This is a genomic window from Pseudoalteromonas sp. 11L1, assembly GCF_055397545.1.
The window spans coordinates 304873-321785 of sequence record NZ_AP041141.1 but is presented as its reverse complement, the minus strand read 5'-3'; the positions used below and the strand labels follow the sequence as shown (position 1 = coordinate 321785).

Genomic DNA, 16913 nt, shown 5'->3' with positions numbered 1-16913 from the left:
GGCTTAAACAAAAACACCGCTTATTGACGCGGTGTTTTTGTTTATAAAAAGATTAGAGCCTAAATCAATAACCAAGTTGCAGTGCCTAAAAAGGCAAATATACCAACAATATCAGTTACTGTGGTTAGTACCACACTGCCTGCCAGTGCTGGATCTATTTTCATTTTTTTAAGTAATAGTGGGATACTAGCACCCGCAATACCTGCTGCAACTAAATTCATAAACATAGCAAACGCTAAAACACCACCGAGTTTGAAATCCCATTGCCAAAGCGCAACGACACCGGCAATTAGGATAGACCAAACCATACCGTTAATCGCGCCGATAGCGAGTTCTTTTAATAATAAAAAACGTTGGTTAGTTTGGTTGATATGACCCACCGCGATACCGCGAATAACCAAAGTTAAGGTTTGGCTGCCTGCAACCCCACCCATTGACGGGACAATGCCATTGAGCACAGCAAGAATTGGTAATATAGCTAAGGTGTTTTCGAAAAAGCTCGCCACAATTGCAGCCAGCAATGCAGTTAGTAAGTTTACACCTAGCCAAATTGAGCGCTTTTTAGAGCTTTTTAAGACCGGCGCAAAGGTATCTTCTTCATCATCAAGACCCGCTAAGCTTAATAAGCTATGCTCTGCATCTTCACGGATAACATCAACGATATCATCAATAGTAATACGACCAAGCAAATGCGCGTTGTCATCGACAACTGGTGCCGATATCCAGTTATGCCGTTCAAATAGTTGCGCTACTTCGCTTTCATCCATTGAAATAGGAATAGATTCACACTCTTCATCCATTAAATCCTGAACAATTTTTTCAGGGGGATTAGTTAATAAAGTGCTTAGCGATAAGGCGCCTAAAAAACAGTTATGTTTATCTACAACGTATAAGTCATCGGTGCCCTCTGGCAGTTCACCGCGTAAGCGAATATAACGTAGTACAACATCTAGAGTTACATCAGGGCGAATAGTTACGGTATCTATATTCATCAAGGCGCCAGCAGAGCGCTCTTGGTAAGATAGAGCTTGTGTTGCACGCTCTCTATCTTGAATATCCATAGCACTAACAACGTCTTTATATACGGTGTCTGGTAGGCTACGTAGTACTTCCCCTAAATCATCATGGCCCATGTCTTCTGTTGCAGCAGCAATGTGCTCAGGTGCCATTTGCGCAATAATGCCCAAACGTACGTCTTCAGAGAGCTCTTCAAGTACATCACCCTGTACATCAGGATCAACCAGTTGCCAGAGCATACGACGAATTTTATGGGGAGATGATTCTAAAAGAAGTGCGGTATCACAAGGTGCCGTTTTTGCTAGCATGCGCCTAACTTGAACAAATTGACCACTATTTAGTGACTTAGTCACCTGTTTTAGTTGTTGTAGTGGAATATCTTGTTCTAAAGCTTCAGGCATTGGCGTCCTTAATTAAATTTTATTACACGATGATGGGGTATCGCTTTATCTTACTTTATATCAGTAAACTACCTCAACCACTATTAACCTTAGCTTATAAGCAGGATTACTCTTGCTCATTAAATCGTTGATCAATGAGCTCACCAATTGCATTAAGTGCAGGTTCTGCGTCAGGGCCTTCACATACTACCTTAACTTCTTTGCCTTGACTGCTTTCGAGTAACATAAGTGCTAATACACTGTCGCCAGCGGCTTGTTTATCGTCTTGAAATAACGTGATTGAGGCATCAAATTGCACAGAAAGCTGTGCCAGCACAGTGGCCGCTCTGGCATGCAGGCCTAACTTGTTTTTTATTAAAAATGTGTTTTCTAACCGCATTAATATTCTCTCAAGCTTTATTCTTGTTCTCGATGGCGAATTTTTACATTAGGATGACTCATTGCAAAGCTTTCACCTATAGTTTGCGCTAAATAAACTGAGCGGTGTTGCCCTCCGGTACAGCCAATAGCTATGGTCAAATAGCTGCGGTTATTTCTTTCTAAATGAGGCAGCCATGTTTGCACGAATGTTTGAATTTGCCATGTAAATTTTTGTACTATGCTGTGGCTGGCTAGGTAGTCTTTTACTGGTTGATCTAGCCCTGTGAGTGGCTTAAGTTCAGGCTCCCAATGCGGGTTTGGTAAAAAGCGAGCGTCAAATACATAATCTGCTTCTTTGGGTATACCGTGCTTAAAACCAAATGACTCAAAGGTAATGATCAGTTGTTTGTCTTTTTTACCGAGTATTTTTTCACGAATAGATTCAGCCAGCTGATGCACACTTAAATCCGTAGTATCAATCATATAATCGGCACGGTTAATGAGCACATCAAGGAGTTGTTTTTCTTTTTTTATTGCTAAATCAAGTGGCAGTGAGTCAATCGAAAGAGGGTGAAGGCGCCGTGTCTCTGAAAAGCGTTTAATTAAGGTTTGATCGTCACTGTCTAAATAAAACACCGTTGGCTTAGTAAAACCAGGTAAATATTCAATGATTTCATTAAACTGTTGTTGTTCTTTAGGTAAGTTACGCACATCAACACTTACAGCTATTTTATTGTAGCTGTCGGAAACACTACGAACAAGAGATGGTAATAAATTTAAAGGTATATTATCTACACAATAATAACCTAAATCCTCAACAACGCGTAACGCAACAGATTTACCAGAACCTGAGCGACCACTTATAATTATTAATTCCATTTATCACCCTTTATTATTGCTACGGTTGACTTACAATGATCTGGTACAGCTCACTGTCGGATTTTGCCGCCCGTAATTGCTTACAAAATTCTTTATCGTTGAGCTTTTCAGCTATAGTGGCTAAGGTTTTTAAATGCTGCTTATTGTCACCGTCGGGTACAATTAAGGCAACAAAAATGTCGACCGGTCGATTATCTATTGCATCAAAATTAATAGCCGCTTCGCTCACTAATATAAGTGCAAGAGGCTCTTGTACACCACTCATACGACCATGAGGAATTGCAATTCCTCGGCCTATACCTGTGCTCCCTAGTTTTTCTCTTGCTGTTAATGCATTAAGAATATCTTGTTGAGCTAAATAGGGCAGTTTATTGTGAGCCAATTCACTGATAAATTCTAAAATTCTTTTTTTACTATTAAAAAGGACCGCAGCTTTACTGCAGTCCTGACAGATAAGTGAGCTTAGTTTCATAGTGTTAGTGTCGAGCAAGTTTCTCTTTGTGTTTAATTACTTGACGATCTAGCTTGTCAATCAGCGAGTCTATAGCGGCATACATATCTTGGTGTTCAGTAGAAGCAAAAATCTCAGCGCCACTAACATGAACGGTTGCTTCGGCTTTTTGGTTTAGTTTTTCTACATCGAGAATAACGTGCACATTCGTTATGTGATCAGTGTGCCTCTGTAACTTCGAAAATTTACTATTTACGTAGTCTCTAAGCGAGTCGGTAATATCTACATGGCGACCAGTTAAATTCAGTTGCATAAACATTTTCCTCTTTGTTGTACGCCTTAAATCAAACTTTTACGTTGATTTGACGGGGGAATAGCTAGAGATTCGCGATACTTTGCAATAGTTCTCCTTGCTACTTTAATTCCTTGCTCAGCCAATATATCTGCAATTTTGCTATCACTCAATGGTTTAGCTGAGTTTTCTGCAGCGATTAATTTTTTAATTAATGCGCGTATTGCTGTTGAAGAACATTCACCACCATTTTCAGTGCTTACATGGCTTGAAAAGAAATATTTAAGCTCAAAAATACCGCGTGGTGTATGCATGTATTTTTGCGTAGTAACACGTGAAATAGTTGACTCGTGCATTTCTACCATTTCGGCTACGTCATTAAGTACCATAGGCTTCATCGCCTCAGGACCATGCTCAAAAAAGGCCTGTTGTTGCTGCACAATACAGTTAGTTACTTTAAGCAGCGTGTCGTTTCTACTCTCTAAGCTTTTTATAAACCATTTAGCTTCTTGTAAGTGTGAGCGAATAAACTGGCTATCGCCACTTGATTTGACCGTACGAGACATAGCCGCATATTGGCTGTTTACCCTAATTTTAGGCATGCTATCTGGGTTTAGTTCAACAACCCAACGGCCTTTCACTTTTTTAACCGACACATCAGGAATAACGTACTCTGACTCTTCTCTAACGATAGTGTCTGCCGGTTTTGGGCTAAGGGTGTGAATTAACGTCATGACTTCTTTAAGCTCATCTTCCTTGAGCTTAGTTTTTTTCATTAACGTGCGATAATCACGCGCAGCCAATAAATCAATGTGATCAGTTAAGATCATTTTTGTTTCGTTTAAAAAAGGCGTGTCTTGGTCAAACTGATTCAATTGAATACACAAACACTCTTGTAAACTACGCGCGGCTATTCCCACCGGATCAAATAGCTGAATACGCTTTAATACCGCTTCTATTTCATCAAGTTCAACTTCATCTTCTATGTCGTTCTCTTGATTAAAGCTCTCTAATATTTCTTCACAGCTAAGGGTTAAAATGCCCGAATCGTCCACGGCTTCTACGATAGCAATCGCGATGGCTTCATCAGTAGGGCTAAACGGTGTCAGTTGCAATTGCCACATTAAATATTCATGTAGCGTTTCAGTTGAAGAGCCTTGATAAATTGATTCATCTTCAGGCATTGGTCCTGATGAAGAGGCAGGTGCTGCGCTCATGTATTCATCCCACGTAACATCCATTGCCATATCATCGCTAATGGTGTCTTTGGTCATGGCTTCGCCGCTATCTTGCTCATATTCGCTAGGTTTTTCATCAGCTGAAGCACTTAGCGTTGACTCATCGATATCGGCTTTTTGTTCGTTTTTACCCGCAGCATCTTCACTGTAATCTTGTTCTTCAACTTCAAGCAAGGGATTGCTATCGAGCGCTTCTTGAATTTCTTGCTGGAGATCCAATGTACTGAGTTGCAATAAGCGAATTGCTTGTTGCAACTGTGGAGTCATTGTAAGTTGCTGGCCCATGCGCAGCTGTAATGATTGCCTCATTTATCTCTAACAATCCTTTTAAATTAGTATAATTAATATTAGCAGATGCTTAGTGTAATAACACACATATTAGAGCTTGAACTGCTCGCCTAAATAAACATCGCGTACCGTTTTATCGTTTAATACATATTCTGGAGTGCCTGATGCAATTAACTCTCCATGAGAAACTATGTAGGCTTTTTCACAAACATCAAGAGTTTCGCGTACGTTGTGATCTGTGATCAATACGCCAATTCCTCGATTTTTAAGGTGTTCTATAATTTTTTTAATATCTAATACAGAGATAGGATCAACCCCTGCAAAGGGTTCGTCTAATAGTATAAATTTAGGATTTGCTGCTAATGCTCGCGCAATTTCAACACGGCGGCGCTCACCACCTGATAGGGCCATACCTTGGCTGTCACGAATATGCTGAATACTAAATTCATCAAGTAAATTATTTAAGGTATCTTCACGTTGCTGCTTATTAAGCTCTTTGCGTGTTTCTAAAATAGCCATTAAGTTTTGGTAGACCGTCAGCTTTCTAAAAATCGATGATTCTTGTGGTAAATATCCTATCCCTAGGCGAGCTCGGCTGTGCATTGGTAATAAAGTGATATCTTGATCATCGATTGATATTTTGCCTTTATCGCTCGGTACAAGGCCTACAATCATGTAAAAAGTCGTGGTTTTACCTGCGCCATTGGGGCCAAGTAAGCCGACAATGCTGCCAGCTTCAACCTCTAGGCCAACGTTTTTCACCACTTCACGGCCTTTATAGCTTTTCGCTAATAGCTCTGCTTTTAATGTGCTCATGGTTGGCCTTTATCGTCTTCTTTTTTGTTTTCAACAGGTACTAAAATAGTGTGTACACGGTCTGTTGAGTTTTCGTCTTTTTCTGCGCTAATTAACTGCTGCTCTATATCGTAGGTGATACTTTTAGCAGTTATTTTTTGACCTGATTGAGCAATACTGGCTTCGCCGATTAAGGTTAAAAAACGCTGCGAAACATCGTAACGCACTTCATTCGCACTGGCGCTCATAATGGTGCCATCAGCTTGTGTTTCTTCAAAATAAGCAGGGCTGCCTGTGGCAATTAAAAGTTGCTTATTCTCACCTAAGTCATCACGTTTATGTACTTCTAAACGGTCAGCGTTAATGCGGCGATTACCATGAATAATTTCAACATTTTTCTCAAAAATGCCCACGTTTTCTTTTAATTGACCTTCCTGCCTGTCAGCACTAATTGAGATTTGATTAGCCGCAGGAGCTTCAGTGGTTTCCTCTGCATGGCTATGAAATGCAATCAGTAGTGAAGGAACAATTAAAATTTTAAATAGGTTATTGGTCATAATATAGGGTTCGCGTATGGTTAATAAGTTTAATCACTTCGGTTTTTAAATCGGCTTCAAGGCCTTTACCCATGATTTTTAAATTAGGTCCGGTAATAACGACAGGCTGCTCTGATTGCATAGTGAGTAGTTTTATATCTACATTGATGCTATCGGCTGTGATCGTATCGATCATGGCGTTATCGATTAAATTTAGCGCTTTCACATTGCCCTCTAATACGAGTTGACGATCGTCGTAGAGGGTGGCCTCATCAGCGTTAATACGCCATGTTTGCTGCTCGTTGTATAACGTAAATATAGGCTTTTCAAAAAAAGTAAAACCAAGTTGTTGGTATAATTCCATTTTTACCGCAGTTACTTTATGGCTTATTTTACCTTGATCATTATAAGCGGTTTGTTTTAGCTCAATCGCGGTATAATCAGGTTTAGCAATAGCTTGAGTTTGCTCATCCGCAACAATATCTACCTGAGAAAAATAAGGATACCAAAGCCAAACCATACAGCTTATGAATAAAATGCTCAGTATAATTCGAGCTACATTCATGAACTGGTTCCTTGGCTAGTAAGTGGCTTATTGTTTTCAAGCATCAATAAATCGGTTAATTCTCTTACTGCGCCAAAGCCGCCTGGCAATTGAGTGACATAATGCGATAAACGTTTAATCAGTGGGTGGGCGTCGTTTACGGCTACAGCAAACCCGACTTTCTCCATGACTGGCATATCAGGGCCATCGTCACCAATGTAAGCTATTTGCTCATCGCTTAGCGCTAATTTTTGTTTTAATTCTTGATAGGCTATGAGTTTATCTTCTTGGCCTTGGTATATATGTTGTACGGTTAAACTGCTCATACGTTGTTGAACTATTTGTGAGTGACGGCCTGTGATCACGGCAACTTCAAAACCACTATTAATAAGGGCTTTAATGCCAAACCCGTCTTTGGTATTAAATGCTTTGAGTTCTTCACCTTGGTTGCCAAGATAAATACGTCCATCAGAAAACACACCATCAATATCGCAAATTAATAATTTTATTTTTTTTGCGCGCGCTTTTGCATCATCACTTAACGGCTGATAAAGATCTTCAAACTGCATTTATAGCACTCCCGCTTTTAGTAAGTCTTGCATATTTAATGCGCCAATGGGGTGATTATGCTCATTAATCACAATTAAACCATTAATACGTTTTTGTTCCATAATGTTCAGTGCTTCAGCCGCGAGCATGTCTTGTGTGGCTGTTGTGCATGATTTAGTCATCACAACATTAATTTCTGTGCTGTGTATATCAATACGTTGCTCTAAAATACGGCGTAAATCACCATCGGTAAACAACCCCGATAATTGCTGATTATCATCTATGATAGCGGTCATACCGAGCCCTTTGGCAGACATTTCAATTAGGGCGTCTTTAATGGTTTGCGTTTCATTAATAATAGGCGTGTGAATACCGCTGTGCATTACATCTTTTAAAGTTAAGAGCAAGCGTTTGCCTAAACTGCCCCCTGGATGTGACAGTGCAAAATCATCAGCGGTAAAACCACGGGCTTCTAATAAAGCTACCGCCATTGCATCGCCCATAGCGAGTGTTGCTGTGGTGCTTGCTGTTGGCGCTAAGCCTAATGAGCAGGCTTCTTGTTCAACTTTAATACACACATGCACATTTGCCAATGTTGCCATGGTTGACGTTTCGTTGCCTGTCATAGCAATCATTTTTGCGCCAATGCGTTTTAATACCGGAATAATATTAAGCACTTCACTGGTTTCGCCAGAGTTAGATATAAGCATAACTACATCACTGGCGGTGATCATACCTAAATCGCCATGACTCGCTTCACCAGGATGTACAAAAAATGCGGGGCTACCAGTACTCGCTAAAGTGGCTGCTATTTTATTACCGATATGGCCCGACTTACCCATGCCAATAACAATAATACGGCCTGAGCAGTCGTACATTAATTGGCACGCTTGATCAAAGCTTTCATTAACGTATTGTGCGATATCGCTGAGTGCTTGACGTTCTATATCAAGGACGCGCAAGCCTTGTTGAATAAAATTTAGCGTTGCCATGGATCACCCTACTTGACTAAAAATATAACCTTGGTAAATCATAAATGCGACGATGAGTAAGCCACCTTCTACTCTATTGATACGTCTTTGACCTCTAAAGTTCAATGACATAGCAATGAGCGCCAAGGTTGCACCTATCATAATGATGACATCACGGTTAGCTACTGATGCGTCAATAACCGACGGGTTAATTAATCCTGCCAGCGGTAATACAGCGAGAATATTAAAAATATTTGAGCCAACAATGTTACCCAGTGCTAGGTCATCTTCATTTTTAAGAACACCTGCAATAGAGGCGGCAAGTTCAGGTAAACTAGTACCTATGGCTATTATTGTTAAACCAATTACTAAGTCACTTAAGCCAAAATATTTTGCAATATCAACGGCTGAGCCAACTAAAAAGTGTGAGCTAACAGGAAGTAAAATCATTCCGACGACTAACCAAAAAACGGCTTTTTTGGTTGGGACATTATCAGGTACTTCATCACAGGCTTCGCTAACAAAGGGGTCGTCTTGGTTTTTTGCTCGCAGTGATACAAAAATAAGTCCACCAATAAAAACAACAAAACCAAAGAGTAAGGCTGCGCCTTCAAAAAACGAAAAGTAGTTATCTGAAAAAATATACCAAGTAGCGATAGACACCAATAATACCAGTGGAATTTCTCGTTTTAATGTACTTGAAGAGACTGAAAGCGGTCTTAAAAGCGCTGTAATACCTAATACTAATAATATGTTAGTGATGTTTGAACCAACTGCATTACCTACGGCTGTATCGGTTTTATTTGCCAAAGCAGCTGAAGCGGATACCATCATTTCAGGGGCCGATGAGCCCATAGCTACCACGGTTAAACCTACAATTAATGTTGGTACGCCAAAGTTTTTAGCTAGTGCCGCCGCACCATAAACAAACCTGTCCGCACTCCATACGAGAGCCGCAAAACCGAGAATTAAAATGACAAACGAGGTAACCATTGTGATAAGCCAGCTAGTGTAAATTCAGATAGCGCGAATAGTAACAAAAGCCACCATAAAAGTATAAGTAAAAGAGTAAGCTGTAATACATTAGGCGGTCATTAAAATAATTATTTACTGTGTTGATTTGCTTGTTTAAGCATCGGTTAAGCCAATTTGTCGCAGTCTTATAACGGTTTTTGCGGGGCTATTACAAAATCTTACGAATTGTTTTTTCCATCTTGACCAAAAAACCCTTAAAATAGAAATATGAGAGAATATTGTTATGGAGAGCGACTTGTCGCAATCAATAGTAGAAGTCAAGGATGTTACCTTTTCTAGAGGCGATAGGGTCATATACAAAAATATGAGCTTTGATGTTCCAGAAGGTAAAATTACTGCCATTATGGGGCCAAGCGGAATTGGCAAAACCACGATGCTGCGCTTAATTGGTGGCCAGCTCAAACCCGACTCCGGTGATATTTTATTTAAAAAAGACAGCATAGTCGCCATGTCCCGTAAAGAGCTCTACGCGGCACGCAAACGTATGAGTATGTTATTTCAAAGCGGTGCTTTATTTACCGATATGTCGGTATTCGATAATATCGCATTTCCTATCCGCGAGCATACACAACTCAGTGAAGACTTAATCCGTTTAGTGGTTTTAATGAAACTACAAGCAGTTGGCTTACGTGGTGCTAAAGATTTAATGCCTTCAGAGTTATCTGGTGGTATGGCACGTCGCGCAGCCTTGGCTCGCTCTATAGCGCTTGATCCTGAGCTAATTATGTATGATGAGCCTTTTGCAGGACAAGATCCCATTTCAATGGGAGTATTGGTTAAGCTGATTAAGTCATTAAATGAAGTACTTGGTTTATCTTCTTTAATTGTTACACATGATGTGAGTGAAGTAATGAGCATTGCCGACCACGTTATTATTATTGCCGATCAAGGTGTAATTGGAAGCGGCACGCCAGATGAAATGCGTCAGCACGAATCACCACTTGTGCAACAATTTTTGAAAGGGTTATCAGATGGGCCTGTACCATTTCATTATCCAGCACAAACCTATGCAGATGAACTGTTAGGAGAGCCGCAGTAATGTTGGATTTACTACAAAAAATAGGCCATAAAACACTGGGTCGTTTTGCTGCACTTGGGCGCTCCACTCACATGCTAGCAAGTGCATTATGGCATTTACCCAATTTTAAAAAAGGTACGCCTCTGCTAGTGCGCCAACTTTACATGGTTGGTTCACAATCGCTGTTGATTATTGTTGTGTCGGGATTATTTATCGGCATGGTTCTAGCGCTGCAAGGTTATACCGTTTTAGTTGATTATGGCGCAGAAGATAGCCTAGGTCCGTTAGTAGCGCTTAGCTTGTTACGTGAGCTTGGACCGGTAGTTACTGCGTTATTATTTGCAGGCAGGGCAGGCAGTGCGTTAACTGCTGAAATCGGCTTAATGAAAGCCACCGAGCAATTATCGTCGCTAGAGATGATGGCTATTGACCCGCTTAGGCGTATTATTGCGCCGCGATTTTGGGCTGGCTTAATTAGTATGCCATTACTGGCGTTAATTTTTTCAGCGGTCGCTATTATTGGTGCTCACTTAGTGGGTGTTGATTGGCTAGGCGTTGATACCGGAAGCTTTTGGTCAATAATGCAATCTCAGGTTTCGTTTGAAAAAGATATACTAAACGGTTTAATTAAAAGTATCGTATTTGCGATTGTTGTAACTTGGATTGCGCTTTATAAAGGGTATGACTGTATTCCTACATCAGAGGGGATCAGCAAGGCAACAACAGAAACAGTGGTACATTCATCACTGGCGGTATTAGGTTTTGACTTTATTTTGACAGCGGTAATGTTTACTAGCTAATAGGGTATTAAATAATGAATTCACGGAAATTAGAAATTTTAGTTGGTTTTTTTGTCGCACTGGGTATTTTAGCATTTTCAATGCTAGCGCTTAAAGTGGCTAATTCAGGTATTAGCGGCTCAGGTGAAACCTACACATTAAACGCCAAGTTTGAAAATATAGGCTCATTAAAAACTCGCGCGCCCATTAAAGTAGGGGGAGTTGTTATTGGTCGTGTCGAGTCAATTTATGTACACCCGCAAGAGTTTTTACCTGTGGTGAACATGAGTATTGATGCGCAGTATTTATGTCGTTTTTCAGATACCAGCTCTATCTCAATTTTAACCTCGGGTATTTTAGGTGAGCAATATTTAGGTATTAACCCTGTGATCGCCTCGGATTCAGCTAAGCAACGCTGTTTAGGCGAAGATGTTGCAAACAGTGCACAAGACCAAGCTATTGACGATTTATTTGGGGTGCAAAGCAAAGCATTAGCAAGTGGCGATTCAATTACTGATACCAAATCGGCATTGGTACTTGAAGAATTAATTGGCCAGTTCTTATTCAACCAAGGTAGTGAGTAATTATTATGTTGAAAACATTTTTAGTAAGTATTGCGCTGGTAAGTTTAATGCTATTACAAAGCGTGCAAGCAGCAGAAGTAAAATTAACTGATCCTAATAAAATGGTACGTCAAGTTGCTGACAACACCTTTGCACGAATTACCCAAGATCAACCATTAATAGTAAAAGATAAAGAACATTTACGTGTTATTGTTGAAGAAGAGTTAATGCCGTACATCGACTACAAATATGCAGCACTAAGAGTGTTAGGTAGCGAAGTGTCTAAGGTACGCGCAATTACCGACAAGGCAGAAAAAGCAAAAGCAATTGAAGATATTCAGCGTTTTATTGGTGCGTTTAGAGAGTATTTAGTTGCCACCTATGCCGGTGTATTTACCCAATACACTAATCAACAAGTTGAATTTGCTGCCGAGCAACCGTTTAAAGGTAAAGACGTGGTGGTGGTAAAAACCAAAATTGTTGAAGCGGGTAAACCTGATATAAAAATTGATTTTAAAGTACGTGAAGACCGAAGCGGTGAGTGGCGCGCTTACGACATGATTGCTGAAGGTATTAGTTTACTTGATGCAAAACAAAGTGAACTTCAGGGTATTTTACGCCAACAAGGTATTGACCATGTTAGCGGCCTATTAGAGCAAAAAAGTAAGCTACCGGTTCAGTTTAGAGGCAGCGATACAAATGAGTAAATTGGCAATCAGCCAAGTTGATGAGCAGCATTTACGAGTTACTGGTGAATTGACTCATAACTCAATTGGCAATGAACGGCTTCTGAACACTAAGCGAGAAACTAAGCATAAAACCCTTTATTTTGACCTAACTGAGGTCACAAGGGTTGACACAGCCGGCTTAGCTTGGTTAATTCACTCTTTTACAGAATTTAAGCAGCAAGGTATTCGCCTTGAATTGCAAAACCCACCTGAACAACTGCAAAATCTTATGCAGTTGGGTCAGGTTACAACCCTATTTGAGTGAGAGTTATGGAAACGAGTCAAGTCGAAACATTATTACGCGACGAGCTTCAGTTAGCTGAAGTACATGTAAAAGCCAATGGCAGTCATTATGAAGTAATTGCAGTTGGTGAATGCTTTGACGGATTAAGTCGTGTTAAAAAGCAACAGTTAGTGTATGGCCCATTAATGAATACTATTTCAGATGGTACCATTCACGCTGTTTCTATCCGCGCTTTTACTCCGACTGAGTGGAAACGTGAGCAAAAATTCATTTTACCGCAATAAATAAGGCCCCTTAGATGGATCAATTTGTAATTCAAGGTGGCACTTCGCTGGCTGGTGAAGTAACTATTTCTGGCGCTAAAAATGCGGCACTGCCCATTTTATTTGCAGCCTTATTGCCCGAGGGCAAGAGTACCTTTACTAATGTACCGCGCCTTCGCGATATTATTACTACTGAAGCTTTATTAAAGACCTTAGGCGCTGATGTTCAGTGGCAAGGTGATTCACTGATTATTGATGGTGCCACGGTAAATAGTACGTTAGCGCCTTATGAATTAGTAAAGCAAATGCGCGCATCAGTGCTCGCACTTGGGCCTTTAGTGGCTCGTTTTGGTGAGGCTCAAGTATCTTTGCCTGGTGGCTGTGCTATTGGTGCACGCCCAGTTGATATTCATATTCAAGGTTTAGAGCGCATGGGCGCGCAAATAACTGTGGAAAATGGTTATATTAATGCCAAAGTAGATGGACGCTTAAAAGGCGCTGAAATTTTCATGGAAATGATCAGTGTCGGTGCTACCGAAAACTTACTCATGGCGGCAACGCTTGCAGATGGCAAAACTGTTTTAGAAAATGCAGCGCGCGAGCCCGAAATCATCGATTTAGCTAATTGCTTAATTGCAATGGGCGCTAAAATTACTGGTGCAGGTTCTAGCCGTATTGAGATTGAAGGGGTTGAGCGTTTATCAGGTTGTGAGCACCGCATATTACCGGATCGTATTGAAACCGGTACCTTCTTAGTTGCCGCCGCGATGGCCGGTGGCGAAGTACTGTGTAAAATGACCGACTTTCATTCACTTGAGCCGGTAATTGAAAAACTGCGTGCAACCAACGCGCTACTAGAAGTGCATGAGGATAGTATTTATCTTGATATGCGAGGCCGAGAGCTTAAAGCGGTTAATATTAAAACTATGCCGCACCCAGGTTTTCCAACCGACATGCAAGCTCAATTTACCGCTTTAAATGTAGTGGCTAACGGCAGTGCGACCATTACCGAAACTATTTTTGAAAATCGGTTTATGCATGTGCCTGAGTTACAACGTATGGGCGCTAATATTCGCCTTGAAGGCAATACGGCTTTTTGTGGTGAGACACAAAGCTTATCGGGTGCGCAGGTTATGGCAACCGATTTACGAGCATCAGCGAGCCTTATTTTAACGGGGATTGTGGCCCAAGGTGAAACGGTTGTTGATCGTATTTATCATGTAGATAGAGGTTATCAGCGTATTGAAGACAAACTCAGTGCGTTAGGTGTTAACATCAAACGCAAAAGCAATTAGTTATATTAATACATTTATTATTCTAACGCATAAAAAAACGCGATTATATATCGCGTTTTTTTATACCTGATGTCAAAGGGTAAACAAGCGCTTTATAGCTTGGTTTCGAGCTCGGCTACTTTCACCATTATTTTTTGTATTTTACCGTTACGGTATAGCTCAAACTCAATCTCTTTACCTGGCTCGGTACTGCCAATCTTTTTTAATACATTTTGTGGATTAGCCACTGAAAGCCCGGCAATTTTAATCACAATGTCTTGCTCTTCTATACCCGCCTGCCATGCAGGACCTAGAGGGTCGAGATTGGTAATACGCATGCCTGCGACAGGCGTTAAGCTATCATTGACCTCTTTGCCTGTACTATCTACTGCAGTGCCTTCAAAGCCCAAATAACCACGAACAACGCGACCATGGCGAATAAGTTTACCCATAACTTCTTTAGCAAGGGTATAAGGTACAGCAAAAAATATTCCCTGAATGTTCAAGTTCTCACGGGTTTTAAATTGGGCTGAGGTGATCCCTACTAAGTCGCCATTAGAATTTACCAGCGCTCCTCCTGAATTACCCACGTTAATAGCGGCATCCATTTGCAATAAATTATTGTAGGGACTGTCAGTAATTTTTTGTTTACCGGTGGCGCTAATGATCCCCTGAGTAATTGTTTGCCCTAAATTTAATGGATTCCCGATTGCTAACACCAAATCACCCACACTCGTGGTGTAGTTGTCATTAACAGGAATAACAGGGAGGTGGTTGGCATTGATTTTTAATAATGCTAAATCGGTAATGGTATCAAAGCCAATAAGTTGTACATCGAAAAAACGTCTGCCATCGGTAAGAATCACCAGTATTTGATCGGCATTATTGATCACATGATAATTAGTCAATATATAGCCATCGGGTGACATGATCACGCCAGATCCTAACTCTTGCACCGTATTTTGGCGCTTGTAGCGTGGCTCTTTAGAAATACTCTCTGAAAAAATAGTAACAACCGATGGTGCTGCGCGTTTAACCGCATCAGAAAAGCTCAAATGGCTGGCGGTCATTGCACTGGGCAGGGGAACATTAGGTAGTAATGCGGTACGCATGTTAGGGCTGAAAAAAACCACTAAAAAAGCTATGCCTAAACCGGCAAACAAAGGAGGAAGTACAAATTTTAGAAGTTTTAGCACGGTATTCTTATTGTTAGTGAGCAATCCCTTTATGATGGCACAAAAAAAATAACAGCGGCAAGTGCCGCTGTTACTTTTATTGTATTATTACTGAATTAATACAAAGATAGACTCGCGTCCACGTTTAACACCTAACACAATATTACCTTGAATATCGTCGATAATTTGGTTCATGTCGCGAATGCTTTCTACCCGTTGACGGTTTACTTGCACAATAACATCGCCTTCTTCGAGGCCAACCCGTGCTGATGGTGAACGAGGATCGACAGAGGTTACTTCAATACCTTTCATTTTGTTTTTCTTCACATTTTCAAGTGTTGCACCTTGGAATGCTGGGTGTAACTCTTCACCTGCCGCTGTAATTCCTGATGCGCCATCTAGAGTAACTTCGACGTTTTTAACTTTACCGTCACGATAAATTCCTAGCTGTACTTCACGGCCTTCACCTAAGGTGGCAATTTTACTTCGAAGTTCATGGAAGCCACTAATTTCACTGCCATTAATGCTAATAATCACATCGCCTGCTTTAATACCGGCTTTGCTGGCAGCTGTATCATCGAGTACCTGCATAACGTAAGCACCTTGTTTAACATCAAGCTGCTGTGCTTTGGCAAGGCCTGCATCAAGAGGGCGGCCTGAAATACCTAGCGAGCCACGGCGTACTTCACCATGTTCTACAATTTGATCAACAAGGTTTTTCATCATGTTTGATGGAATAGCAAAACCAATCCCCACATTACCACCCGATGCACCTAAAATAGCGGTATTAATACCAATTAACTCACCGTTTAAATTAACTAAAGCGCCACCTGAGTTCCCTTGGTTAATCGCGGCATCGGTTTGAATGAAATCTTCGTAACCTTCAATATTTAAACCACTACGACCTAATGCGCTAACAATACCTGAGGTAACTGTGTGGCTTAAACCAAAAGGATTACCAATTGCAACGGCAAAATCACCGACACGTAAGTCATCTGAGTTAGCAAGTTTTACAGCGGTTAATTCATCTGCGTCTATTTGTAGTAGCGCAATATCAGACTCTTTATCGCTACCAATTTTTGTTGCATCATATTCGCGACCATCTTCGAGGGTAACTACCATTTTTTCGGCGTCTTGTACTACATGGTTGTTGGTAACCACATAGCCTTTGTCGGCATCAATAATAACTCCAGAGCCTAAACCACTAAACTGTCGCTTTTGGCTACGTGGCTGCGGGTTACCAAAAAAGAAATCGAGTGGGTCACCGCGTCGACGCACTTCTTTAGAGCCTGAAACCTGAATACTCACTACACCTGGCGTGATTTGCTCAAGCATAGGGGCAAGTGTTGGTAATTGTTGACCATTAACGGCAACCGGCAACTTAGCAAACGAGGCGGTTGGACTTAATAATAAGCTAGTAGATAAAATAGCAGCACTGATAAGTGATAATTTCATTTTCATAGTCAGGGTTTACTCCACTTAAAAAGCAAAAGGCTGCAATAAGCAGCCTCAA

21 protein-coding genes are annotated in these 16913 nt (G+C 40.8%); 7 read left to right on the top strand and 14 right to left on the bottom strand.

The genetic code is table 11. The features are described from left to right. Positions 1-59: 59 nt before the first annotated feature. The 12 genes from mgtE to ACZ5WS_RS01470 all read right to left on the bottom strand — a co-directional run bounded on the left by mgtE (position 60) and on the right by ACZ5WS_RS01470 (position 9314). Positions 60-1418, bottom strand: a complete 1359-nt coding sequence (gene mgtE, locus ACZ5WS_RS01525; RefSeq protein ID WP_008115512.1) for a magnesium transporter — start codon at positions 1416-1418, stop codon at positions 60-62. Between the two features lie 106 nt (positions 1419-1524). After that, positions 1525-1797, bottom strand: coding sequence for an HPr family phosphocarrier protein (locus tag ACZ5WS_RS01520; protein WP_008115514.1), 273 nt, complete (start codon positions 1795-1797; stop codon positions 1525-1527). 17 nt (positions 1798-1814) lie between these two features. Then, on the bottom strand, positions 1815-2657 hold the full coding sequence (gene rapZ, locus ACZ5WS_RS01515; RefSeq protein WP_010390558.1) for an RNase adapter RapZ: 843 nt from the start codon (positions 2655-2657) through the stop codon (positions 1815-1817). 19 nt (positions 2658-2676) lie between these two features. Continuing rightward, a complete protein-coding gene (ptsN, locus tag ACZ5WS_RS01510; RefSeq protein WP_138609043.1) occupies positions 2677-3129 on the bottom strand; it encodes a PTS IIA-like nitrogen regulatory protein PtsN in 453 nt (150 codons plus the stop codon). A gap of 4 nt (positions 3130-3133) precedes the next feature. After that, the gene (gene hpf / locus ACZ5WS_RS01505; protein WP_010390562.1) at positions 3134-3421 is read right to left on the bottom strand and encodes a ribosome hibernation promoting factor; all 288 of its coding nucleotides are present in this window, start codon (positions 3419-3421) and stop codon (positions 3134-3136) included. Positions 3422-3447: 26 nt separating this feature from the next. Continuing rightward, positions 3448-4947, bottom strand: a complete 1500-nt coding sequence (locus tag ACZ5WS_RS01500) for an RNA polymerase factor sigma-54 (protein WP_138570630.1) — start codon at positions 4945-4947, stop codon at positions 3448-3450. A 69-nt stretch (positions 4948-5016) separates the two neighbouring features. After that, positions 5017-5742, bottom strand: coding sequence for an LPS export ABC transporter ATP-binding protein (gene lptB / locus ACZ5WS_RS01495; protein WP_138609041.1), 726 nt, complete (start codon positions 5740-5742; stop codon positions 5017-5019). Then, entirely contained in the window at positions 5739-6278 is a 540-nt protein-coding gene (gene lptA / locus ACZ5WS_RS01490; RefSeq protein WP_464710218.1) for a lipopolysaccharide transport periplasmic protein LptA, read from the bottom strand. The genes lptB and lptA overlap by 4 nt, the downstream gene beginning before the upstream one ends. Further along, positions 6268-6822 carry an LPS export ABC transporter periplasmic protein LptC gene (gene lptC / locus ACZ5WS_RS01485; protein ID WP_138609037.1) on the bottom strand — a complete coding sequence of 185 codons (555 nt, stop codon included), beginning with the start codon at positions 6820-6822 and terminating at the stop codon, positions 6268-6270. The genes lptA and lptC overlap by 11 nt, the downstream gene beginning before the upstream one ends. Beyond that, positions 6819-7370, bottom strand: coding sequence for a 3-deoxy-manno-octulosonate-8-phosphatase KdsC (kdsC, locus tag ACZ5WS_RS01480; protein ID WP_008115528.1), 552 nt, complete (start codon positions 7368-7370; stop codon positions 6819-6821). The genes lptC and kdsC overlap by 4 nt, the downstream gene beginning before the upstream one ends. Next, the gene (locus ACZ5WS_RS01475) at positions 7371-8342 is read right to left on the bottom strand and encodes a KpsF/GutQ family sugar-phosphate isomerase (RefSeq protein ID WP_138609035.1); all 972 of its coding nucleotides are present in this window, start codon (positions 8340-8342) and stop codon (positions 7371-7373) included. Between the two features lie 3 nt (positions 8343-8345). Next, positions 8346-9314: a calcium/sodium antiporter gene (locus tag ACZ5WS_RS01470; RefSeq protein ID WP_464710211.1), complete on the bottom strand. Its 969-nt coding sequence runs from the start codon at positions 9312-9314 to the stop codon at positions 8346-8348. A 265-nt stretch (positions 9315-9579) separates the two neighbouring features. Between ACZ5WS_RS01470 and ACZ5WS_RS01465 the strand changes: the two genes are divergently transcribed. The 7 genes from ACZ5WS_RS01465 to murA are packed head-to-tail and all read left to right on the top strand — an operon-like array spanning position 9580 to position 14246. Next, positions 9580-10395 carry an ATP-binding cassette domain-containing protein gene (locus ACZ5WS_RS01465; RefSeq protein ID WP_464710208.1) on the top strand — a complete coding sequence of 272 codons (816 nt, stop codon included), beginning with the start codon at positions 9580-9582 and terminating at the stop codon, positions 10393-10395. Next, positions 10395-11174 carry a lipid asymmetry maintenance ABC transporter permease subunit MlaE gene (gene mlaE / locus ACZ5WS_RS01460; RefSeq protein ID WP_178954847.1) on the top strand — a complete coding sequence of 260 codons (780 nt, stop codon included), beginning with the start codon at positions 10395-10397 and terminating at the stop codon, positions 11172-11174. The genes ACZ5WS_RS01465 and mlaE overlap by 1 nt, the downstream gene beginning before the upstream one ends. A gap of 14 nt (positions 11175-11188) precedes the next feature. Next, the gene (gene mlaD / locus ACZ5WS_RS01455; protein WP_008115537.1) at positions 11189-11737 is read left to right on the top strand and encodes an outer membrane lipid asymmetry maintenance protein MlaD; all 549 of its coding nucleotides are present in this window, start codon (positions 11189-11191) and stop codon (positions 11735-11737) included. 5 nt (positions 11738-11742) lie between these two features. Further along, entirely contained in the window at positions 11743-12423 is a 681-nt protein-coding gene (locus tag ACZ5WS_RS01450) for an MlaC/ttg2D family ABC transporter substrate-binding protein (protein ID WP_010390574.1), read from the top strand. Further along, a complete protein-coding gene (locus ACZ5WS_RS01445; RefSeq protein WP_138609029.1) occupies positions 12416-12709 on the top strand; it encodes an STAS domain-containing protein in 294 nt (97 codons plus the stop codon). The genes ACZ5WS_RS01450 and ACZ5WS_RS01445 overlap by 8 nt, the downstream gene beginning before the upstream one ends. Before the next feature lie 5 nt (positions 12710-12714). After that, positions 12715-12972, top strand: a complete 258-nt coding sequence (locus ACZ5WS_RS01440; RefSeq protein WP_007378312.1) for a BolA family protein — start codon at positions 12715-12717, stop codon at positions 12970-12972. 14 nt (positions 12973-12986) lie between these two features. Continuing rightward, complete coding sequence (gene murA / locus ACZ5WS_RS01435) at positions 12987-14246, top strand: UDP-N-acetylglucosamine 1-carboxyvinyltransferase (protein WP_464710201.1); 1260 nt, start codon at positions 12987-12989, stop codon at positions 14244-14246. A 92-nt stretch (positions 14247-14338) separates the two neighbouring features. On the opposite strand, the gene ACZ5WS_RS01430 is transcribed toward murA, so the two are convergent. Together ACZ5WS_RS01430 and ACZ5WS_RS01425 are read right to left on the bottom strand one after the other, a co-directional pair. Continuing rightward, the gene (locus ACZ5WS_RS01430; protein WP_464710199.1) at positions 14339-15421 is read right to left on the bottom strand and encodes a trypsin-like peptidase domain-containing protein; all 1083 of its coding nucleotides are present in this window, start codon (positions 15419-15421) and stop codon (positions 14339-14341) included. Between the two features lie 87 nt (positions 15422-15508). Then, a complete protein-coding gene (locus ACZ5WS_RS01425; protein WP_054202364.1) occupies positions 15509-16861 on the bottom strand; it encodes a Do family serine endopeptidase in 1353 nt (450 codons plus the stop codon). Positions 16862-16913 lie beyond the last annotated feature (52 nt).